This is a genomic window from Pseudomonas pisciculturae, from assembly GCF_015461805.1.
Taxonomy (GTDB): Bacteria; Pseudomonadota; Gammaproteobacteria; order Pseudomonadales; family Pseudomonadaceae; genus Aquipseudomonas; species Aquipseudomonas pisciculturae.
Genome location: NZ_JACVZE010000010.1, coordinates 251,353 through 274,120 on the forward strand (window position 1 = coordinate 251,353; position 22,768 = coordinate 274,120).

Below are 22,768 nucleotides of genomic sequence, written 5' to 3' on the forward strand. Positions count from 1 at the left end.
GCGGGCAAGACCATTTTTCTGGAACGGTTTTGTACAGATTCCTACAGCGGAACAGGCTATTCTCTCGCATCTTTTTTATTGCATTGTTTTTACGGCCAGCGGGAACTTGTCGGGAGTCCGCGCTTACTCATGGAAGAGGCCGGTCTGAATAGCCGCCTGTCACCCTCGCCTTTTTCGGGAATTCCATATTATGTCCGCAGTCACCTCCACCATTCTTGTCGTTGAAGACGATGCCATCGTGCGCATGCTCATCGTCGATGTTCTGGAGGAGTTGGAGTTCAGCGTGCTTGAGGCGGCTGATGCCGAAGAGGCGCTAGCAGTGGTTCAGAACGTTGACCAAATCATTGACCTGATGATGACCGATGTCGGCCTGCCGGACATGGACGGCAAACAACTGGCGGGCAAAGTACGTGAACTGCGGCCCAGCCTGCCGATCCTGTTTGCCAGCGGCTATGCCGAGAATATCGACGTGCCTGCTGGCATGCAGGTGATCGCCAAACCGTTTTCAATCGATCAACTGCGCGACAAAGTCAAATCGATGTTGCCTGCCGGCTGAGGTTGGCCGAGTTTTGTGGGATGTACAGCGCGCTAATGTGGGAGCTGGCTTGCCTGCGATAGCTATGCGTCAGGCGCTAGAGGGTTTTTTGTTGGAGTGCATATCCGTTATTTAGGTAACGGCGGCTTATGGTTCCGCCCTTACGGCGGGTCACTTTTGGAAGGACCCAAAAGTAACCAAAAGGTCCTCGCCCCACCACTCGGCACCTCGCCTAGGCTCGGTGTGCCCTCACTCCGGCTTGAATCCGTGGGCCGCCGCCACGCGCCATCCATGGCGCGGGGCGGCTAACCCGGCGTCCTGCCGGGTTACCCACGGATTCAAGCCTGCGTTCGGCCAGCGTGGTTAACGGGGCGCCTGAGATCAAGATCAAAAGCCAAATCAAGAGCCAGAGCCAGAGCTTTGGGTTTGTGTAGATACCTATGTCCCCTAGGTGCAGCCGCGCCCTGCTTCATCTTATTCGCCGAGATTAACGTGACGTTCGGTCAATAAAACTGGAAACTCGGCGCGTTCATTTCACGCCCGTCTAAAAGATCTCTGGAAGGACGCAACAACATGATTGGAAAACCGACGCGCCTGCTGTTGGCGAGCCTCTCGCTACTGATGAGTACCGGTGCCCTGGCCGACTTCACGGCCACCCCTGCCGAAGCCCGTGCCATCGCCAAGGAAGCCTATTTGTATGGCTACCCGGTGGTAGCGATGTACAAGACGCTCTACACCCAGGCCGTTGACAAGGGCGGCGCCCATTTCAAGGCGCCGTTCAACCGCATTGGTAGCACCGCCCAGGTGTTCACGCCCAAAGACGCCGCGCACCTTACGCCCAATGCCGACACCCCCTACTCGTTTGTGTGGATGGACCTGCGCAAAGAGCCTCTGGTGCTGACGCTGCCGAAGATCGAAGACAATCGCTATTACTCGGTGCAGTTGATCGACCTCTACACGCAGAACATCGCGTACCTGGGCACCCGCAGCACCGGCAACAATGGCGGCCACTACATGATCGCCGGGCCGGACTGGAAAGGTCAGCAACCGGTGGACGTTGACCGCGTGGTGTACAGCGAAAGCAACATCGCCTATGCGCTGTATCGCACCCAGTTGTTTGACGAGAAAGACCTGAGCAAGGTCAAGCAGATTCAGGCCGGCTATAAAGTGCAGCCGCTGAGCAACTACGTCAAACAGCCGGCACCGGCAGCGGTAGCGAAGATCGAATGGCCCAAGCCCATGGCTACCATGACTGAAGGCCCGCAACTGTTTCGCTATCTCAACTTTATGCTGGCCTTTGCTGCGCCACAGGACAGTGAAAAAGACCTTCTGGCACGCTTTGCCAAGATCGGCATTGCCCCCGGTGCGCCGTTCAAGCTCAACCAGTTGACCGCCGAACAACGCAAGGCGCTGGAAGACGGGATCAGCGATGGCCGTGCCGAGTTCGCTGCGTTCAAAAAAGACAAGCTCGACACCCAGCAAGTGGCCAAGGGCGACCTGTTCGGCAGCCGCGACCGCCTGAAGAACAACTACCTGTACCGCTACGCCGGGGCTGACCTGGGCATGTTTGGCAACTCCACCGATGAAGCCACTCACTTGGAGTATGTCGTCGACAGTGAAGGCAAGCCAGCCAACGGCGCGCGCCACAGCTACACCGTGCACTTCGCCAAGGACCAACTGCCGCCGGCCGACGCTTTCTGGTCGCTGACCATGTACGACGCCAAGACCAAGCTGCTGGTGCCTAACCACAAGAAACGCTACCTGATCAATTCCGGGATGATGCCCAACCTCAAGCTGGACGACGACGGCGGCCTCACGCTGGCGTTGCAGCACCACGAACCACCCAAAGCGGAACAAGCCAACTGGTTGCCGGCCCCACCCGGGCCATTTTATGCCGTGCTGCGGATTTACCTGCCAAAGCCGGAAGTCATCAGCGGTCAATGGAAACTGCCGGCGCTGACGCCACTCAAGTAATACTCGGTACTCAATGATGAATTACTGGAATGTGCTAGGCCTGACGCCGGATGCCGATAGCCGCACGATCAAGCGCCAGTACGCGGCGCTGCTGAAAAAAACCCGACCGGACGATGACCCCGAAGGTTTTCAGCGCCTGCGTGAAGCCTATGAGGCTGCGTTGCAATGGAGCGCGCAGCCGCAGGAGACCGTCGACATCATCGTCGACGATCTGGAGCAGCCCCTGGAGCAACGCTATCAGGCGGCAATGGCCGACGCCACAGCGCTGTTCTTCGAGATCCATTTGCTGCATCGCAGCGTCGAAGGCGAACTCGATGCCAACGACACGCGCTGGGCATTCGCGACCTTCAACTGGCTAACCGCCTGGCAGCGGCTTGAGCTGCCGACGGCCCTGATCGAAACGCTCGAACGCCAGCACCGCGCAGCCTTGCAGCAACCGTTGCGCCAAGCACTTGAGCACAAAGATGAGGCAGCCTTCCTGGCCGCCTATATCGCCGCGCGCGATGAGCATGCGTGGGTAAACAACCACCCCCATGCCGAGTGGTTCAACGGGTGGCTGGCCAGGCTGCTGGCCCAGAATCATTACTGGTCCAGCGCAGTGTTCGCGGCGGTGTGTGCGGGCCAAAACTGGCATGGCGGCACTGACCATGGTTGCCCAGCCGGTGACTGGGCATTGCTGTTACGGCGCCAACAAGGGCCGGTCTTCATTGCACGCCAACGTGCGTTAGCCGCCGAACCGCCCTTCACGCCCCAGCAACGGGCCGCACGTTTGTTGCTGGCACCGATGAGCCTGGCTCAGCGACGTGCTTTCGCCCAGCGGTTTGACGAGCACGACTGGAAAGCCTGCCAGGCCCTCAGCGCTGATATCTATGCCGACCACGTCGCCATCGCCGAAGCCATGCCCGGTGGCACCGTGTATTTCTGGCAAGGTTGGGATAAAGCCACAGACACCTGGCCCTGGATCGTCGCGTTGGTGTTGAGTTGCCTGGTGGGTGTGCTGGTCAAGGCTGAGCGTCTGGCCGGTCATGTGGTACCGACGCTGGGCTATGGAGTGCTGTGGTCGCTGGGCGCCGTGGTCGGTGCCGGGCTGGCTTGGCAAGTCTGGCGGCCACTGGCCCACCAATACCGCGTGCTGGATGAACGACTCAGCGAGCGCCTGCCGCTCAAGTTGCTGCCCATACGAGACCTGGTGCCCGGCGCAGTCCTGGCCGCTGCGCTGGGGTATGTCTTCAGCCCGGTCGCCAGCCTGACGCTGGTGAGCACCCTCGCCCTGATCGGCCTGATCAAACGCCCATTCAGCAACCACCACACACCCTGGACCGTACGCCACCCCCGCTGGACCAACGCAGGCCTGGTGCTATTTGTACTTTTTGGGATCGCCCTCTACAGCGGTCTCGTCTTGCTCGACCGGCAGAGCTTGCTCAACCGCAACCAGGGCCTGCAACAGTGGACCGAGCGGCTGTGCAGCCGCATGCCACGCACGGACACAGACTGCCAAGCGCCCGCCACGCAAGTGCAGTGGTACGGCCAGGAGGCCCCGCAATGAACCCGAAGTTGTTACTGCCTATCAGTCTGGTGCTGGGCTTGGGACTGCTCGGCGTGGCCGGCGCCACCAAGCCCCTGCAACGGGTGCAGTTGTGGCTCGACCAGCGCGACGGCCCCCACACCGCAACCGCCAGCGCCCTCGCACCCATCATCGACTGCGTTAACCGCATCGACCGCGATACGCGCCTGGCGTATTACCGTAAGCGCTCAACCCAGCCCGAGGCGCCTGATACGGATAAATTTGGCGACCGTAACGAAGCCGAGCCACGCCTGATCCAGGCGTCGGTGTGTTCGCAGTTGTACACCCTGAAACTGGAACGCCAGCAGCCGGGCAGTCGATTGCTCAGCCTTGCCAGTGACTACGCCTACCAACTGAATAAATTCACCTCGCTGGCAAACATGGTCACACCGGTCTATCGGGTCGACGGCGTACCGCCAAGCGCTCGGCAAATGGTGGCCGAGGTGATGAACAAGCACTTGGCGCAGGAACTGGAAAAAAAGGGCGACGACTACGTGCGGGCGTCCACTGATCTGCGCAAGCAATTGGAGGATGAAGACCTGAGCGTACGCCCGGCACAACTGGCAGTGCTGGAGTCACGATTTGGCCGGGATGTGCATTGGCACATCCTCAATTACATGATCGCGGCACGTGAAGCCGTGAATCAGATCGAACACGGCATGCGCGACAAAAGCCTCACGCCGCAAACCGTCGCGACGCTGGCGGCAACGCTGCAACAGGCCGCCGAGGGCGCCAAGGCCTACATCCGCAGGCCCGCCAGCCCGGAGCGCGATGAAGCAGCCGAGTACATGTGGCAGGCCATTACGCCGGCGGCAGATGCCTACCTCACCGCGCTACACACACTGGAGCAAGACTGGCGAGGCCGCGCGAAACCGCAGCAACTGAGCGACGACTACTACCTCGTCACCCGCCGCTACGACGCCCTGCTCAGCTACTACAACCGGCAGGCGCGTAATTCGTTCTAGTGCGTGTGCAGCTTCACATAGGACTGGTGCAGGTCTGACGCCCAACCGTCGATCACGCTTTTGACATCGCCGGCCTGCATCACTTGGGCGTCGTTGGAAAGCGGCTTGCCGGTGCCTTTGCGCACCACTTGGGCAAGCACCTTGCCGTTGGCGCCGTCGAGGAACTGCGCCTCGGTGCCCAGGGTGGTCTCCTGGTCCCGAATGCCGGTGCCCGTGCTCACCGCTGCGAGCACCAGTGCCACCGGCACGTACTCATAGGGCTTGAGGGCCTCGGTCTTGCTGCTCACCGCAGTAATGGCGGCACGCACCACAATCACGCCCGGCCCGGGCGCATTGGCCAGGGGCAGTGATTTTACCAACTCACGCTTGAGCGCCTGGTTGTAGTAGGCATTGATGCCGTTGAGGGTACTCTGCGGGATCTTCGCCGTGGCCTGGGGCTTGGGGTAGAACTGGGTCGGCTCAACGTACACCGCGTGGTAGCGGCTCAAGTCCAGCTTGGGATCAACCCAGCGCATTACCTCGGCACCCGACGGTGACTGGGCCTGCTTGAGTTGGCTGTAGTCCGACAGGAAGCCGGAATACTCGTCCGGCTGGGTGACTTTGCTGGCACAGCCTGTCATTGCGATTGAAGCGAGGCAGAGCGTGCTGACCATGAGCCTTGGTTTCATCATTGAACTCCCTGGCGGTTATCACAGAAACATTGAGCTGTAGGTATAGCCAATCCTGGGAAATTAGCTCAAAGCCCCCACCGTTGAACGCGTTCACCCCCTTGAAATGCGCTCAACTGTGGGAGGGGGCTTGCCCCCGATGGCGGTGGTGCAGGCACAACACCTCTATGCCCGCTGCATCTACCCATGCAGCGTCTTAGCCGCTACCAACAAGCCCTGAAACTGGCGATAACGCGCTTGCAGCACCGGCCGTTGGGCCAGGTCGGGCATATACCGAGCCTTCACCGGCATCCCCGCCTGCAACAAGTGCTCTCCCTGCCCGATCGCCAAAAACCCCAATTTCGCCGCCCCTATGCACGCGCTTAGCTCGCTGCCCTGCAAGGTAAAGATTTCGCGTTGCAGGATATTGGCCAGCAACTGCGCCCAGTACTCACTGCGCGCGCCGCCGCCCACCAAGGCGCACGCACCCACCTGGGCGCCAGCCGATTGCACCGCGTGCAAGGCATCCAGCAGGCCGAAGCCCACGCCTTCCATGACCGCATAGCCAAGCATGGCCGGCGTGCAGTCGTGGCCCAGGTTCATGAAACCGCCACGCAACAACGGGTCGTTATGGGGCGTGCGCTCACCGGCCAGGTACGGCAGAAATAACGGGGTGCTTGCCGGCACCGGCTGCTCAATTGGCAATTGCGCCTGCACCTGCTGCAGCAACGTCTGTTCATCCATGGTGCCCGTCAGCCGGGTCACCCAACGCAGGCAACTGGCGCCGGCCAGCATGGCGCCCATGGTGTACCAACGGTTGGGCAGCGCATGGCAAAAGCTATGCACGGCGCTGGCCGGGTTGCCGGCGGCATGGTCGGTAATCGCCACAATCGCGGCACTGGTGCCGAGGGTAATAAAGCCGTCACCGGCGTTGATTGCGCCGATGCCCACAGCGGCCACGGGATTGTCGCCTCCACCGCCGGCAATCACCACGCCAGCCGGCAACCCCATGTCGCTTGCGCTCACACGGGCGCTCGCTGAGCCGCCCTCCACCAACCTGGGCATTTGCTCAGGCACAAGGCCGGTGGCACGCAGCATCGGGCTGAACCACTGCCGTTGCGCCACGTCCAGCCACAACGTACCGGCCGCATCGGACATCTCGCTGATGCGCTCACCACTTAACCGCAGACGCAGGTAATCCTTGGGTGACAGCACGCAATCGATCGCGTTGAACACGTCGGGCTCATGGCGTTGCAACCACAGCAATTTCGGCGCCGTAAGGCCGGCCATGGGCAAGCTGCCGGTGGTCTGGGCAAATCCGGCACACAACTGCTGCGCCTCATTAATAGCGCGGGAGTCGTCCCACAGGATCGCGGGATACAACACGCGGTTGTCACCCCCCAGCAGTACCGCGCCGTGCATCTGCCCCGACAGGCCGATACAGGCAACGCGCGCAAAGGCTTCGTGTTCACGCAACTGCGCAAGCGCTTGTAGACAGGCTTGCCACCAGTCTTCTGGGGCCTGTTCGGACCAACCGCTATGGCGTCGCGATACGCTCAGGCGTACGCCGGCCTGGGCCAATACAGCGCCATCGAGGTCCATCAGAACCGCCTTGAGTTCCGAGGTGCCGAGGTCTATGCCGAGGGATACAGGGTTGCTCATACGCAGCTCATTCCAGTCCAGTACAGCCACATGAGTGACGCAATTGAAGGCGTGGTGCCAGGCGCACACGGGCGATCGGCGCCGTCGGCACGGCCATGCGTTGCAGCAACAAATGCACCGCCCGGGCACCGAGGGCCTTGACCGGCTGTGCAATCAACGTCAGGCGCGGCACAAAAAAGTCCGCCCAGTCAAAATCATCAAACCCCACCAAGGCCATCTGCCCCGGCACCTCAATGTGCGCATCGCGCAGGGCATGCATGGCGCCCAGGGTCATCAGGTTGTTGCCGGCCATGATCGCTGTGGGCGGTGCATGCAGCGCCAGTAACTGAGCGGTGGCGGCCCGCGCGGGCTCACTGCTGGAACCGCCAGACACCAACAATTGGGGGTCAAACTCAATGCCCGCCGCGTGTAACGCAGCGCGGTAACCCGCGACGCGCTCATCCGTCGTACCCAGCCCCTCACGCCCCGCAATAAAGCCGATGCGTCGGTGCCCGTGCTCGATTAAATGCGTGATCAGCGCCTGGGTAGACTGGGTATTCTCCACCCCGACCTGATCGAATTGTTCGCCCAGCATGCGGTCCACCAACACCGTTGGCACCGCGTTGGCCCGCAGGTATTGCAACGCCCTGGAGCCAGTGGTCGGCGCCAGCAGAATGCCGTCGACCCGCCGATGATGCAGCGCCGCGACCACCCGAAGCTCTTGCTCCGGGTCATCGTGGGTATCGACAAACAACATCATGTAGCCGTGCTTGGCGCACTCGGTTTCAATCGCGTGTACCGTTTCACTGAAGTAATGATTGGACAACGCCGAGATCGCCACACCAATGGTGTTAGTGCTCGAACGGGCCAACGAGCGCGCCAGGGTGTTGGGGATGTAACCCAACGCCTGGATCGCTTGCTGCACCGCCTGCACCGTGGCCGGGCTGACCTTGCGGGTGCCGTTCAACACGTGGGACACGGTGGATGCCGACACGCCGGCCCTGCTTGCCACGTCATCCATGGTCACCACGCTGGCGTTCCTCTCAATAAATCAATGTTTACTCGACCAGCCACTGTACGTACCGACGTTATCGCGGGTGACCAATTTTGGCGTGAGCAGGGTAACTGCTTCGCTGGGCGCTTTGTCATTGAGCAGGTCATTGCCCACATCCACTGCGGTTTGGGCCATGGCCCAGGGGTCTTGGCTGGATGAGGCCTGGATCTGCGTCTCGGTTTTCAAGGCGTTCTCGATGTCGGGCGCACCGTCTACCGAGGTAATGATGATGCCGCTGCGCTTGAGCTGCTTGGCCGCCAGGTCACTGCCGATAGCTTGCGGGTCGTTGATTGCAAACAGGCCGTCGATTTTCGGGAAGCGCGTGAGATAACCCTGCATCACGTTCAGGCCACCTTCGCGCGAGCCCTTGCCGTCCTGGTCATCAGACAGCACCTTGATATCCGGCGCACCGGCCAGCGCGGCCTTGCAGCCTTTGACGCGGTCGGTCACGGCGGTGACTTGCGGGCCGTTTTGGATGATCACATTGCCCTTGCCCCCGAGCTTGTCCACCAGGTACTGGCAGGCCAGCTTGCCGGCTTCGACGTTGTCGGTCTGCACCGTGGCATTCACGCCTTTGGCGTCCACATCCACGGCCACCACGACGATGCCGGCGTCACGGGCTTTCTTGATCGCCGAGGCCATGGCCGATGGGTCGACGGCGTTGATCAGGATCAAATCGACCTTGGACGAGATAAAGTTGTCGATCTGCGAGAACTGCTTACTCAAGTCATAGTCGGCCGACACCGACGTGACCTTCACATTGGGGTTAAGCGCCTTGGCCCTCGCCGTGGCGCCATCGGCCAGGGTCACGAAGTACGGGTTGCCCAACGAGCCCATGCTGATGCCCAAGGCTTTCAACTCACGGGCCTCCACGGCTTGGGACATCAGGGCAGCCAAGGCAATAACGGGAAATACGCGTTTGAAGTTCATGCCGGTCTCTCTTGTGATTGTTGTATGAGTGAAATCAGGTCCGCGCACCGGACTGGCGATAACGATCCAGCGCTACCGCGCCAATGATCACGATGCCCTTGATGATGTACTGCCAGATATCCGATACCCCCAACAGCACCAAGCCGTTGGTGAGTACCGCGATAATCAGCGCCCCGATCAGCGTGCCGCCGATGGTGCCGACACCGCCGGTAAAGCTGGTGCCACCCAGGATCACCGCCGCAATCGCATCCAGCTCATAGGATTGCCCCAGTTGCAGGCCGTTGGCTGCAAACAGCCGCGAGGCGCTCATCACCGCCCCCAGCCCGGCCAATGCACCGGACATGGCGTAGACAAACAGCAGCACCTTCCACACCTTGATGCCCGACAACCGCGCTGCTTCCGGGTTACCGCCCACGGAATAGATCTGCACCCCCATGACCGTGCGCCGCAGAATGAACCACGACAGCGCCACCACCGCCACGGCAATCACCACCAACCACGGCACGCCGAGGATCGAGTCATTGCCGATAAACGCAAACGGCAGGTCGGGGTTGAATACGGTCTTGTCATCGGCCAGCAGCCGCGCCAAACCGCGCATGGCGGTAAGCGCACCAAGGGTGACGATAAAGGGCGGCAGGCGCATAAATGCGATCAGCCCACCGTTGACCAACCCCAGCAACAGGCCAAAACCAATACCGGCCGCAATCCCGAACATGCCGAACTGCGGCGACATTGAAGCCTGCAACGCCACCACGGCGGACGCCGCCAGGATCGCCCCCACCGACAGGTCGATGCCCGCTGTGAGGATCACAAAGGTCATGCCCGCCGCCAGCACCACGTTGACCGACGCCTGCTGGGTGATGATCGACAGGTTCTGCACGGTCAAAAAGTTCTCGCTGGCCAGGGCAAAGCCCACCAGCAGCAGCACCAGCACCGGCAACATGCCCACGGTGCGCATCAGTTCGCGGGCGCGTTCAGCCTTGCCCATCGTTGCAATATTCAACTCAGCCATTGGCAGCCACCTGATCGCCACCGGTGGCGAGGTCAATAATACGTTCCTGGGAGATGACGTGGCCCGAGGCCCCGCCGACTTCAGCCACCAACTGGCCTTCGCGCATGATCAGCACGCGGTCGCAGGTGCCGATGATTTCCGGCAGCTCGCTGGAGATCACCACCACGCCCACGCCCGCCAATGCCAGTTGATTGATGATGCGGTAGATCTCGGACTTGGAGCCGATGTCCACGCCACGGGTGGGCTCATCAAGGATCAGCACATGGGGCTTGACCTCCAACAGCCGCGCCAGCAGCACCTTCTGCTGGTTGCCGCCGGACAGTGAGCCCACATTGACTTTGCCCGACGCCACGCGGATCGACAGCGACTTGATCGCGTCATTGGAACGCTGCGCGCCATGCCCGCGATCCAGCACGCCACCGGCGTGGGCGTCCGGCACACAGGCGCAAACGTTGATGTTGTCGGCCACGCTCATGTCGAGGAACAGGCCCTGGGCCTTGCGGTCTTCGGTGAGGTAAACGACACCGGCGCCAATCGCGTCCGCGGGGGTGCGCAGTTGCGTGATGGTCTTGCCAACCACTTCCAGCGTGCCCGAGGTGCGCGGGTCGGCAGCAAAGATCAGCCGCGCAAGCTCCGTGCGCCCTGCCCCCACCAGCCCGGCGATGCCCAGCACTTCACCCGCATGCAAGTCGAAACTGCAATGGCGCACGCGCTTGCCGTCGGCCATGTCGCGCACGCGCATCACCACGTTGCCGGGGTTATAGGCGGCGTGCTCCTTTTTATAGAACCCGGAGAGGTCGCGCCCCACCATCATCTTCACCAGCACCTCAGCCGACAGCGCCTCACGGGTCAGTTCGCCGATGTAGTGGCCGTCGCGCAGCACCGACACCCGGTCTGACAACTCGTAAATCTCGGCCATGCGGTGGCTGATATAGATGATCGCCAGGCCTTGGCTGCGCAGTTGCTTGATCAGCGCAAACAGGCGGTCAGTCTCGCGGGACGACAGCGGCGTAGTGGGTTCGTCCATCACCAGGATCCTGGCGTGGCCATGCAGGGCGCGGGCGATTTCGACCAATTGGCGCTCGGCAATCGACAGGTTGCTGACCTGGGTGGCCGGGGTGAATTCGGCGCCCAGCCGTTGCAGCACCTCGATGCAACCGGCCTGCATGCCCTTGCGGTCGATGGTCCAGCCGCGCCGCAGTTCACGGCCCAGGTAGATGTTTTCGGCCACGCTGAGGTTGGGGCACAGGCTCAGTTCCTGGTAGATCACGGCGATGCCGAGGGCTTTGGCGGTAGCAGGGTCGAAGGTGGCGACCGGTTCACCGCCGATGCGGATTTCACCGCCTGGGTCGGCCTGGTAGGCGCCAGAGAGGATTTTCATCAAGGTGGATTTGCCGGCGCCGTTCTCCCCCATCAAGGCGTGGATTTCGCCGGGGTAGACCTTCAGGCCGACATTCTTGAGCACGCGCAGACCGTTGAAGGTCTTGCTGATGCCCTGCATCTCAAGCAAGGGTTCAAGGCTCATGAATGAGCTCCTGGATTTATTATTTTTATTGTGTGGTCACGCCCATGAAGGCCATGGGCGAACCTGAGTGCTACCGACTCTAATGGAGACACATTTGTTTACGCAAGCGCTTGCGTATGCCGTTTATCGGCTGATTAAACGTTTCACCCTGCAAAAATGCTGCGACTTCATGCCGCGTGACTGACTTCAAACAAGCCCACCAACTTCTGCAATTTGTTGGCATTGGCCCGCACTGTCTGCGCGCTGCTTTGCATCACACTCACCGTTACCCGCATCTGCTCGGAAGAATGACTGACCTGCTTGATGGTCTTGCCATAGTCCAGGCTGCGTGCGTTGAGCTGCTGGATGATGCTGAACATGCTTTCCACGGCCTGGTGCAGTTGGACATTCTCCGACGAGGCCTCTTCGGCCAGACGCAGGCTGTTGTCAACGTCCGTGACCCCGCTGTCCATAAAGCTCACCGCCTTTTGGGTCTCACCCTGCAGCCCTTCGACCATCTGCCGGATATCGTCTGCCGCTTGGGAAGTGCGCAGCGCCAGGCTGCGAACTTCATCGGCAACCACCGCAAACCCGCGCCCGTGTTCACCGGCGCGTGCCGCTTCGATGGCCGCATTGAGCGCCAGCAGATTGGTCTGATTGGTGATGGTGCTGATCAACCCGGTGATCGAGCTGATCTGCGCCATACGGTTGTCGAGTAACTGCACGCTCTCGCTGGAGCGCAGCACCACTTCGCGAATCGACTGGGTGCCGGCCTGGACCGCCTGAAACTGTTCACGCGCACGGTGCACCACTTCGTCCATGGCCTGCTTCATTTGCTCGGCGCTGACTGACGCCTGTTGGATTTCTCCCAGTTGCTCTTCGACAATGATCATCATGCGGTGAGTGGCGTCGGCTACTTCAATCGACATCGCCCCGGCCTCCTGGCTACGGCCGAGCATCATCTGGTTGGTACTGCCGACGCTGTGACTGGCCTTGACCACCTGGCCCACTACTGAATCGAGCCGGTCGATAAAACTGTTGATCCAGCGGCTCATCTCACCGGTTTCATCATTGACCATCCGCCCGGTGTCCAGCCGTTGGCGCAGGTTGCCCTCGCCTTCGGCAATGGTGCGAATCACATCGGTCATTTCGTCCAGGCGCCTGGCCAGGCGTTTGGGGCCAAGGCGGCTGAACAACAGTGCCGCGACGCCCATGCTGAGCACTTCGAGCGCGTCGAGCCAGGGTTGGGTAAGGCCGCTGTAGTGCTGGGCCAGGAAGTTGCTCGCAAACAAGCCCGCCATGGTCGCCAGGTAAGGCTTCATCAACCCGTGGCTCAAGGAGCGGCGGCGGTAGACCTCCTCAAGATCGGCCTCGCACATCATGCCCCAACGGTCCGGCGAACCGGGCAGCTCAAACGTCACGCCCTTGCCGACGACAGGGATGTGTCGGTAGTCGGAATAACCGGGATAGGTCACAAACAGGTTGGAGCCCTTGCGGATGGTTTCCCGCACGCCGGGATGCAACTGTTGCGTAGCGGGGTCGATAAAGCGCAACTCCAGCTCGGTGTGGCGTTGGATCTGTACGGTTTTCCACGGCGTGTGCACGCCGCTCTTGAGGTTCTCGCCATGGGTGAAGGCGCCGTCTTCGAAGCGTGAGCGCGACAAGGCGATGCCCGCTTGAATCGACGGGTCGAAACGCGACTGCACCATGAACAGGTAGTTGTCACCAGACTCCGGGTAGATGTGCCCGGCTTCGCGCTGAATCAGGTCACCGAGGATGTCGTTGGGTACGCGCCCGCACAAGCAACCCACCACCCGCCCCTCGCGGGCCAGCGGCTGATAAAACATCAGCGTGACTTCATCATGAAAGCGCGACGACGACGGCCCGATTTCCAGGGTCAGCGGGTCGATATACGGGCCGTGCAGAAACGGCGCTTTTAAACCGGCAGCCAAGGCCTCGGCACTGAGGTGTCGAGGTGCTGCCGGGCTCCAGGTGGATGCCTGCACCTGGCCACTCGTATCGACTACAAACAGCTCGGAAAAATCGCTGGCCTGGCGCAACTTGTCGAGCAGCAAGGTGTTGTCGCCAGGGCCTGCCTCGCCCGCCAGAGCGCATGAGAGTTCACTGAGATGTTCCCACTGTTCCCGAGCCCAGTTTTGCAGGAGTTTGACCCGGGTATCGGCAAAGGCATCGAAGGTGCGCTCCATCACCGGGTACAGCGACCGATTAAGGCGGCAGGACCAGCCCATGGAAAGCTTGCCGGTCTTACCCAGCCACGGTAGCCAGGATTTTTCGGAGGGTGACAACTGCATGGCGGCGCTCGATAAGCTCATGGCATTTCTCCCGAAGTGATATCCAATTGCCATGACCTAACGCAATTACCACGCCAGATAGCTAGCTAACTACCGACTCCAGGCTTTCCGCCACCCAGCCTTTCGACAAGCGTCACAAAATGGTGCGCTATCAGTAGGTTGCACCAGATTGTTGCCAACGGATGATCGTTCAAGCCCATTGATCCGCCGGTGACGCAGTGACCGATGTCGCGGGTTGTTACCTTTGAGTGCAAGGTCACTGGAATCAGCCGCGCCCTACTGACACCAATGCAAGTGCCCCCAATCGAGTGCTCGCCGGATGATACTTTCGCTGCTGTCTCATGTGTTCTCACCCTCCCCGCCGGCCCCTGCGCTTGCAGCGAAGAATGCCGCCCCCTCGCTGAGTCGAGTTGTCGAAGACGACGAAGAGGCGGTGTCAGCATCCCGGCATGAAGCCCGCCCACCTCACGGCGACCTGGGAGGTGCCTTATCCTGGCCGGCGTCGTTGAACAAGGCGCAACGCGCCGATCTGTACACCGACAACCTGTTTGACCAACTGACCCGCCAGCGGCCGTGGTCGGCCGCCGAGCTCGCCGACCCGCGCCAGGTGGTTGCCCTGATGCTCCAGTCAGAGCCGGCTCAGGCATTGGGCAAAAAACTCCAGGAGCGCCACCAGGCGTTACCCGGCAGCGCCGATGACCTGGTATTGGCCGCACTGCAGCTTTCTTTGGACAAAGCCGCTGTGGAGCAATCCCCTCGCGGCATCGTTGCCGGCTACGATCTGTCACAGGCTGAGCATTGGGGCAGGCACCCTTCTATAGTCAAGCAAGGGCTGATTGAGCATTTGATCAAAGGCAAGGTCGCCACCGCCGAGCTCGCGCCCGTTGCAGCGGCCCTGTTGCTGGCCCACCGCGCGCCCGCGTATTGGGTGCGTGACCTCCCCGAAACCCTGAAGGTGGGTTCCCACGCGTGGGTCACCTTCAGCACCGCCGTGGCCCGTGTCGAACACCAGACGCCGGGGGCGACATCGAGCATGAGCTTTGCGCAGGTAATGGCGCGCGGCAACCTGGCACCGACAACCCCTGAGGATCAAGCCGTCGAACGCGCGGCGCTGCATGACGCACTCAAAGATTGGGGTGTCGCCAATGGCCTGATCCGTTTCGACCCTGACGACCACTACACAGACGCCCAGCTAAACGAGGTTCACCAGCACTTCAACCTACAACTGGAACAACTGAACGCGGCCCTGCTCACCTTCGCCACGCCGATACCGGGCCGTACGCAGCGCGCATTGGCCGAACTGCGGCGGGTCTACGGCGACAAGTTACCCCTTGAAGACAAGTGCATTACGCTGCGCAACAGCACCCCAGGCTATAAAGGCCCCTACTCCGTACTGGACCTGTATCAGGACGGGAAGCTGGTGATTACCAATAACGCCTGGACCTCTTCCAACGCGGCACTGCCTTACAGCGCGGTCCTAAAAAAAACCAGCCTGTTGGCTGATATCAATGTGCTCAAAAGTACATTTGAAGAGGACATCAAGCGCTACCTCACCGACCTGAAAAGCGCCCTCACCGTGCAAGTCAAATTGATGATCTCGGCCCTGCCCCTGCAAACCAGAGACACGCTGGAGCGTGGTGAACTCAAGCTGTTCAAACTCGCCACGGTGCCCAATCGCGGGCTGGAGTCACATAAACACGAAGAGATCACCAATACCTTGCTGTTCAATGCCGGCGCACCTCACCTTAACTTCGAGGTTGACCTGAGTGGGGGGCGGATCGTGTCGCGCCCGGAGTACGGGATACTGGAAAAGCCCGATAATCCCTACCCGGAATTTCCCATTCCATTCGTCAAAGTGCTGGCGTTCAAATCGACAGATGAGTATTGCCAAGTCATTTATGAGGCAAACCCGGTTACGCAAAAACCTGTCGAAGGGCATAACCAGGCCATCCCGGACAGTTTCAACAGCCCACGCAGCGCATACCTCGCCGAGGCCACGCTCGCACAACTGGATTTTGACAAACTGGGGCAGCAAGCCCGCGGCGTGACCACGTTTGATACCGAGCAAACGCCGCTCAAGGTCGCCCACGGGATCGTGACCGGGTTGGTTCCCTTTTACTCGGCTGTCGAGCACTTTCGAATGGGCCGCACGGGCAAAGGCAGCGCCGACCTGGTGGTCGATCTATTCGGCTTCATGGTGTTTGCCGGTGCGCTGGCAAAGGTGGCCAAAGTTGCGCAAACCACCGCGTCGCTCAGCACAAAGCTCGCGCGGACTGCCCGCATCCTTGGGCGAGCCACCCTCAGCGCGCTTAATCCGGTGGACGGCTTGGGTGATATGGCCAAGGGGGTTGCCCGATTCGGGCGAAAACTTGGAAAACTGGGCGTTAAAGGTCTTCGGCGCTTGAGCCCCGACGTTCACGAAGTGACGTACCGTGCCGTGATTGAAGGCAAGGATGTGGCAAAGGGCAGCATGAAAACAGCCGATGGCATCGAGCTCCAGGCGCTCGCCAAGTATGATCACGGCTCAGGTAAGTGGTACCACTACAACGCCAAAACCGGCGAGGCCTATGGGCTGCCCATCCGTTTCAACCCGCAAGCGGCGGGTTTGCAGCGCCCGATCAGCCACAGCCAGTTGCTGAACAAGCTGGATATTGCCCTGGCAAAAAAACCTGATATGGCCAAAGCCGCCTGTTACGAAGCCGCGCTAAGGGTCGGGATCGTTGAAGGCACGGTAATGCCCAAGACCCTCGACTGGGTTTTGCACGTAACCAATGACGCCCAGTCAATCGGCACACGCTATACACAGGCTTACAAGCACCTGATGGGCATCACGTCCAGCAACACCACCAAGACGTTCAAACCCGAGGCCATTACCGAATCCGGCATTCTGAATGTTAAGCGTGCAGGTCAAACCGAGCCCTTTTCTCACACGGTCTACATACAGCGGTCGAAGACCGGCGAGTTGTTTCTGTTCAACAAAAACGACCCGAGCCTGGACATGGCCATGGCCGCTCGCAATCAGTCACCTGTCACGGCTGGGGCCTGCCAGGTCTACGCATTGGACAACACTGGCAAGGCCAACCTGCAAAAATGGCTGGATGGCCCACCGGCGCGAGAAATGGCTTACACGCCCACCCGCGAGCTCAACGCAAGTGTTTTGCGCATGGCACCCTGATAGCAATCACTGCGGTTCACGCAGCGGCACCTCTGCATCATCCATCAACGATCCTGGATCTTCATTGCCGGGGTCGTTGAGCTCTTCCTCTTCTTCGTCCTCCCGATCATCTTCCGGCACCGGTGCCATGACAGCCTCCTTCGGCCCTTGTTCAGGAGCCCGGATTATCCACTTGGATGTAAAACGCGTACGCCCCCAGCAACAGCCAAAACACCATAAACAGCCACGGCGCACGCATTGAGAATAGCAGCGACTTGCGATAGCCCTTGTGGGACGACTCGACCTCGGAAAACAGCGGCGATTCGTCGTAGGCCAGGCCCATCACCGGTTCGCTGCGCAGCAACTCGCTTTGTTTGTAGTGCCAATGGTCGATGATTTCGTACGCCGCGCGGATACCCGGCCACGCATTCAGCGAACTGAGAACGCCCAGCAGCACCAGAAACACGGGCACCACCAGGGTGAACAGCTTGCCCCACTCCGGGTTGAGATTGCCCATGCCGGAAACAAACGCGATCACCAAAAACGATTGTGCCGTGAGGTAGGCGTCGGTGCGGTTGGCCAGGATGGTGGTTTCGTACTGGATCTCACGCCGGTAGAAGTCCAGGCGGTCCTTGGGCGAGCCGAAAATCTTGGCGTTGTGTTCGCTGTGATCGGTCAGGGCTGTTTCCGGGGATTGTGGCGAGATGATTCTGGGCACGGTGGTGCTCCATTGGGGTTCAAGCCCTTTTAGAAGAACCGGCGTTGTGTGAAGTTCAAGTTTGTTCATGCACCAATGTCGGGCATGTAGTGAGCGGGCTTGCCCCCCGCTGGGCTGCGAAGCGGCCCAAAAAATGGGAGCGCTGCGCACTCCAGCGCGGGGCAAGCCCGCTCACTACAAGAGCCCGGCATTTTGAGTGTTTCGGCACAGGCATTGCTTTATCCATTCATCACTGCCGGCCTTAGGGGTACTGGAATGGCTCGATCCTTCTTCGATGAAATGAATGACGCAGACGGCAAGTGCCGTGCGCATTATCAAGATTTCTCCCGCTGGCTGGCCAATACGCCTCCAGAGCTGCTGGCACAGCGACGCCGCGAAGCCGACTTGCTGTTTCACCGCGCCGGGATCACCTTCACCCTGTATGGCGACGAGCAAGACACCGAGCGCCTCATCCCCTTCGACATCATCCCCAGAAGCATCCCCGCCAGTGAGTGGAACCTGATCGAACGTGGCTGTATTCAGCGGGTCAACGCGCTGAACATGTTCCTGGCCGACATTTACCACGACCAGCGCATCATCAAGGCCGGGATCATTCCCGCCGATCAGGTGCTGGGCAACGAGGGTTACCAAAAGGCCATGATTGGCCTGCACCTGCACCGCAACATCTACTCGCATATTTCAGGGGTTGACCTGGTACGCGACGGCGACGGCACTTACTACGTACTCGAAGACAACCTGCGCACCCCCAGCGGCGTGAGCTACATGCTCGAAGACCGCAAAATGATGATGCGCCTGTTCCCCGAGGTGTTCGCCAAACAACGCATCGCGCCGGTAGACCACTACCCCAACCTGCTGCTCAAGACCCTCAAAAGCTCCAGCCGCCTGGATAACCCCAATGTGGTGGTGCTCACCCCTGGGCGTTTCAACAGCGCGTTCTTCGAGCACGCGTTCCTGGCGCGGGAAATGGGTGTAGAGCTGGTGGAAGGCGCCGACCTGTTCGTGCAGGACTTGAAAGTATTTATGCGCACCACCGATGGCCCCAAACCGGTGGACGTGATTTATCGGCGAATCGACGATGCGTTCCTCGACCCCAAAGCCTTCAACCCCGACTCGATGCTCGGTGTACCGGGCCTGGTGGCGGCGTACTGCGCGGGCAATGTAGTGCTGGCCAACGCCATCGGCACCGGTGTGGCTGATGACAAGTCGATTTACCCCTACGTGCCGGAAATGATCCGCTTCTACCTCGATGAGGAGCCCGTGTTGCAGAACGTGCCGACCTTCCAGTGCCGCAAGCCTGATGAGCTGTCCCACGTGCTGGCGCACCTGCCGGAACTGGTGGTCAAGGAAACCCAGGGCTCCGGCGGCTACGGCATGCTGGTGGGCCCGGCCTCCAGCGCCGCTGAGATCGAAGACTTCCGCCAACGCATCAAGGCGCGCCCCCATGCGTACATCGCCCAACCCACGCTGAGCCTGTCCACCTGCCCCACCTTTGTCGAAAACGGCATCGCGCCCCGGCATATCGACCTGCGGCCCTTCGTGCTTTCGGGCAAGGAAACCCGCCTGGTGCCCGGAGGCCTCACGCGGGTGGCACTGCGTGAAGGCTCACTGATCGTCAACTCGTCGCAGGGCGGCGGAACCAAGGACACCTGGGTGGTGGAGGGCTGAGTATGTTGAGTAGAACCGCCGCAGATCTGTACTGGATGTCCCGCTACCTGGAACGCGCCGAGAACCTGGCCCGCATGCTCGAAGTCAGTTACTCCCTGTCGCTGATGCCCCAGGCCGGGCGCAGCGATGGCCTGGATGAACTGGCGATGTCGCTACTCAGCAGCGGCACCCTGGACAGTTACCTGGAACGCCACACACAACTGGACGCCGAGCGCATGCTGCACTTCTTCGCCCTCGACGAAGAAAACCCCGCCAGCATCTATAACTGCCTGCGCGCCGCCCGGGGCAATGCCCACGCGGTACGCGGTCGCATAACCGCCGACATGTGGGAAAACCTCAACGCCACCTGGCTGGAAATGCGCAGCATCGCCGCCGGCGGCCTGGCGCGACATGGCATCAGCCACTTCTGTGATTGGGTCAAGCAGCGTTCGCACCTGTTCCGGGGCGCTACTTCCGGGACGATCATGCGTAATGACGCCTATCGGTTTATCCGCCTGGGCACCTTTGTCGAGCGCGCCGACAATACCTTGCGCCTGCTGGATGCGCGTTATGAGATGTTTGGTGAAGAGTCGGAAGAAGTCAGCGACGTGTCGGCACGTGGTTATTACCAGTGGAGCGCCCTGCTCCGCGCGTTGTCGTCATTCGAGGCGTATACCGAGCTGTACCCCAACGCGTTGAACGCGCGCTCCGTTTCCGAGTTGCTGTTGTTGCGCAGTGATGTGCCGCGCTCGTTGCATGCGTGTATCGAGGAGTTGAGCCATATCCTGGCGGACCTCCCCGGCAGTTATGGCCGTGCGGCGCAGCGCTTGGCCGCCGAGTTCGAGGCGCGGCTGAGGTATACGGGCATTGATGAGATTTTGCAGGATGGGTTGCATAGCCGGCTGACGGACTTTATCGACAGTGTGCGCGAGTTGGCGCGGGCGATTCACAGTTCTTACTTGGAAGTCTTGTAATCCAAGGGCGGTTATGGAGTTGTCCATCTCCGCCCCCACTCCACCAGCAAGAAAAAGCGTAATCGCGGCAATCGCTTTCTGGTGGCCCGTTACTACACCGACGGCTAAAGCCGCTTGATTACAAAATAGGCGATATCGTAATCATTGCCATCATGGGTGGCGAGGAGATGATTTACCCTGAATTCAATCATGGTGGTGTTCGCTACAAATTCACCTTCAAGCACATGCCAGTTCGTACCAGTGAGAGAGATAGCGGGTACCAATATCCCTTGGCTGGTTTCTAGGGAAATTATCGGAATATTAGAGGTTCCCCCGATATATACGCGAGCAAATTGTGTTCTAAATTGATAGCGTGCGCCTATGCGCATATTTTCGAAGGTTTTTTTTAGCAGCACGCCGACCTTGTTACTGTAGCTGTTGTTGAACAAGCGAACGCGTCCTTGATCAACTCTGAAACGCAAGTCCCTAGGGTCAGCAGCAGGGCCTATTTCCCAACCATTAAAAGAATAATTATCAAAGGGCGTAAAATCGAGAGATAAGTCTTCTTGTTTCATAACAGAGTATTGGGTTTCTCGGAAACTGATCGCATCCGCCTCAACGGTACTCCCACTAAACGCCGCCTTGAACTCCATAATCAGCACCGAGCCATGATCCAGCTCTTTCAAGTAATCGTAAGGAATGGGGTATTCAAAGTAACCATTGGCGATCCAGCCCGCATTGACGTAAGCCCCTGCACTGCCGTCATAGAGCGTATGCGCATAATCCACACCATTCTTTTTGCCCTTGAGGCGCAGCCAAACAGGCCATGGCGCGGTAATAAACGGCCAGGTACCCACATATGACGTCGCCCCTTCGGTCACTTTCGTCAGGTCCAATATCTGGGTATGTGGGTCCGCTTCGTTGATGCGGATAATCGTTTTATTCAGCTCATCTTGCGGTATCGGCGTCACTGTCACGGTTAACGCTTGTGATTCTTTCTGTTTACCGGCGCGTGTCACTTCATACCTGATCGTCACGATTTTATTGCCGTTACCAATGTTGGCCGCAACCGTCTCCCTGGAAACATCAAACTCTACCCACTGCGTGGCCGCATCGCCCCACTTGCTGGGGATGTCAGGCGAGCCGTCACCCGGCGTGCCGCTCACGTAGGCTTTGATCTCGTCGTCGTTACGCATCCCGGCATAACTGACCCGTAACTTGCTGCCATTCAGGGCATCCAGTGGGACCAGCGTCGCCGTGCCTGGGCCGGTAATGACCGCTTGGATCAAGTCCGGTGGCGGCAGGTCTGCCAAGCCCTCGGCGATCAGCACGGGCGTGATTTCAGAGTAGCGTGGCCTTTCTGTGCCGCGTTCAAGGATGTACCAGGCAAGTACCTCGTGGCCCAGATTGGCCGCGATGAAGGCGTGCGCCACCACAAACTTGGTCTGGGCGCCACTTTGCACCACATCTTTTTCTACCTGGGTGCTGGCCAGCGGCCCACTCCAAAACAGTGTCATCCGGTCGCCAACCAAGGTGCCGGTGAACGGGGCAACCACCTCGGCGCCACTCGGCACATCGCCCGGGTCCAGTTGGCCGCCGCTTTCCTTCTCGATCTGCGGCGCCGGCATGTCACGCTTGGGTTCGCCTACTTGGTAGCTTTCGCGCAGTGATTCCAGCCCGTTGCGCAGCAGCACGTAGAACACCTCCATGCGCAGCCCGTCAAACCGCTTGATATTGGCGTCCGTCAGCACAAACGACAACGTGCCGTTGTTGTTGGGGAGGCTGTCAAACCGTGCACTGACTTTGTATTCGATGGTGTTGCTAGCGTCGCTGTACAACAGGTTGACTTGAATTTCATCGTCAGGACGCCACAGGGCCTGCGCAGGAAACTGCACGGTAATCGCCGTAAGGTCCGGGTCGAGAATGCCGCCCACTTGCTCCACCACCCAAGGCGCTGGCCAGCGGATAACCTCGCCAATGACCGACAAAAATAGATTATGCGAGCGCTTGGGCGGTTGCCCGTTGCCTTCGAGTCGGTAATGCACCACTGCGCTGCCTTTGGCGATGGCCTTGACCAGCTCATTCGGTACATCGAAATAATACGTTCTGCCGCCAGGTAGCTCCTGGTTGCCAACGTGCGGCACCGAGCCACTTTCGCCGG

Annotated in this window: 16 protein-coding genes and 1 pseudogene; 7 read left to right on the plus strand and 10 right to left on the minus strand. The window is 60.1% G+C overall.

The features are described 5' to 3' along the window. The first annotated feature begins 190 nt into the window (after positions 1 to 190). The 4 genes from ICY20_RS25080 (at position 191) to ICY20_RS25095 (ending at position 5,038) form a co-directional block, all read left to right on the plus strand. On the plus strand, positions 191 to 556 hold the full coding sequence (locus ICY20_RS25080) for a response regulator (protein WP_159962092.1): 366 nt from the start codon (positions 191 to 193) through the stop codon (positions 554 to 556). A 552-nt stretch (positions 557 to 1,108) separates the two neighbouring features. Beyond that, positions 1,109 to 2,509: a DUF1254 domain-containing protein gene (locus tag ICY20_RS25085; protein WP_159962093.1), complete on the plus strand. Its 1,401-nt coding sequence runs from the start codon at positions 1,109 to 1,111 to the stop codon at positions 2,507 to 2,509. 16 nt (positions 2,510 to 2,525) lie between these two features. After that, positions 2,526 to 4,055, plus strand: coding sequence for a J domain-containing protein (locus ICY20_RS25090; RefSeq protein WP_194938883.1), 1,530 nt, complete (start codon positions 2,526 to 2,528; stop codon positions 4,053 to 4,055). Beyond that, entirely contained in the window at positions 4,052 to 5,038 is a 987-nt protein-coding gene (locus ICY20_RS25095; protein ID WP_159962095.1) for a DUF3829 domain-containing protein, read from the plus strand. The genes ICY20_RS25090 and ICY20_RS25095 overlap by 4 nt, the downstream gene beginning before the upstream one ends. Here ICY20_RS25095 and ICY20_RS25100 read toward each other — a convergent pair. The 7 genes and pseudogenes from ICY20_RS25100 to ICY20_RS28515 form a co-directional block, all read right to left on the minus strand. After that, a complete protein-coding gene (locus ICY20_RS25100; RefSeq protein ID WP_159962096.1) occupies positions 5,035 to 5,706 on the minus strand; it encodes a DUF3313 domain-containing protein in 672 nt (223 codons plus the stop codon). The two genes, ICY20_RS25095 and ICY20_RS25100, sit on opposite strands and share 4 nt — an antisense overlap. A gap of 180 nt (positions 5,707 to 5,886) precedes the next feature. Continuing rightward, complete coding sequence (gene xylB, locus ICY20_RS25105) at positions 5,887 to 7,347, minus strand: xylulokinase (protein ID WP_194938884.1); 1,461 nt, start codon at positions 7,345 to 7,347, stop codon at positions 5,887 to 5,889. Positions 7,348 to 7,354: 7 nt separating this feature from the next. Continuing rightward, complete coding sequence (locus tag ICY20_RS25110) at positions 7,355 to 8,356, minus strand: LacI family DNA-binding transcriptional regulator (RefSeq protein WP_159962098.1); 1,002 nt, start codon at positions 8,354 to 8,356, stop codon at positions 7,355 to 7,357. Positions 8,357 to 8,377: 21 nt separating this feature from the next. Further along, positions 8,378 to 9,310 carry an ABC transporter substrate-binding protein gene (locus tag ICY20_RS25115; RefSeq protein ID WP_159962099.1) on the minus strand — a complete coding sequence of 311 codons (933 nt, stop codon included), beginning with the start codon at positions 9,308 to 9,310 and terminating at the stop codon, positions 8,378 to 8,380. 34 nt (positions 9,311 to 9,344) lie between these two features. Beyond that, a complete protein-coding gene (locus ICY20_RS25120; protein WP_159962100.1) occupies positions 9,345 to 10,322 on the minus strand; it encodes an ABC transporter permease subunit in 978 nt (325 codons plus the stop codon). Next, the gene (locus tag ICY20_RS25125; RefSeq protein WP_159962101.1) at positions 10,315 to 11,847 is read right to left on the minus strand and encodes a sugar ABC transporter ATP-binding protein; all 1,533 of its coding nucleotides are present in this window, start codon (positions 11,845 to 11,847) and stop codon (positions 10,315 to 10,317) included. The genes ICY20_RS25120 and ICY20_RS25125 overlap by 8 nt, the downstream gene beginning before the upstream one ends. 167 nt (positions 11,848 to 12,014) lie before the next feature. Continuing rightward, positions 12,015 to 12,524, minus strand: a pseudogene (locus ICY20_RS28515) (methyl-accepting chemotaxis protein); the annotation flags it as partial. A 2,047-nt stretch (positions 12,525 to 14,571) separates the two neighbouring features. On the opposite strand from ICY20_RS28515, the gene ICY20_RS25135 reads away from it, so the two are divergent. After that, positions 14,572 to 17,313 carry a hypothetical protein gene (locus tag ICY20_RS25135; RefSeq protein ID WP_194938886.1) on the plus strand — a complete coding sequence of 914 codons (2,742 nt, stop codon included), beginning with the start codon at positions 14,572 to 14,574 and terminating at the stop codon, positions 17,311 to 17,313. 6 nt (positions 17,314 to 17,319) lie between these two features. Here ICY20_RS25135 and ICY20_RS28280 read toward each other — a convergent pair whose 3' ends face one another. Both ICY20_RS28280 and ICY20_RS25140 read right to left on the minus strand, forming a co-directional pair. Continuing rightward, positions 17,320 to 17,442, minus strand: coding sequence for a hypothetical protein (locus ICY20_RS28280; RefSeq protein ID WP_267464015.1), 123 nt, complete (start codon positions 17,440 to 17,442; stop codon positions 17,320 to 17,322). Between the two features lie 22 nt (positions 17,443 to 17,464). After that, the gene (locus ICY20_RS25140; protein ID WP_159962104.1) at positions 17,465 to 18,010 is read right to left on the minus strand and encodes a hypothetical protein; all 546 of its coding nucleotides are present in this window, start codon (positions 18,008 to 18,010) and stop codon (positions 17,465 to 17,467) included. Positions 18,011 to 18,265: 255 nt separating this feature from the next. Here ICY20_RS25140 and ICY20_RS25145 point away from each other — a divergent pair, with 255 nt between their 5' ends. Continuing rightward, complete coding sequence (locus tag ICY20_RS25145; RefSeq protein WP_194938887.1) at positions 18,266 to 19,675, plus strand: circularly permuted type 2 ATP-grasp protein; 1,410 nt, start codon at positions 18,266 to 18,268, stop codon at positions 19,673 to 19,675. Between the two features lie 2 nt (positions 19,676 to 19,677). Continuing rightward, on the plus strand, positions 19,678 to 20,628 hold the full coding sequence (locus tag ICY20_RS25150; RefSeq protein WP_194938888.1) for an alpha-E domain-containing protein: 951 nt from the start codon (positions 19,678 to 19,680) through the stop codon (positions 20,626 to 20,628). 104 nt (positions 20,629 to 20,732) lie between these two features. On the opposite strand, the gene ICY20_RS25155 is transcribed toward ICY20_RS25150, so the two are convergent. Beyond that, positions 20,733 to 22,768: hypothetical protein (locus tag ICY20_RS25155; RefSeq protein ID WP_194938889.1), on the minus strand; the 2,036-nt coding region annotated here is incomplete at its 5' end.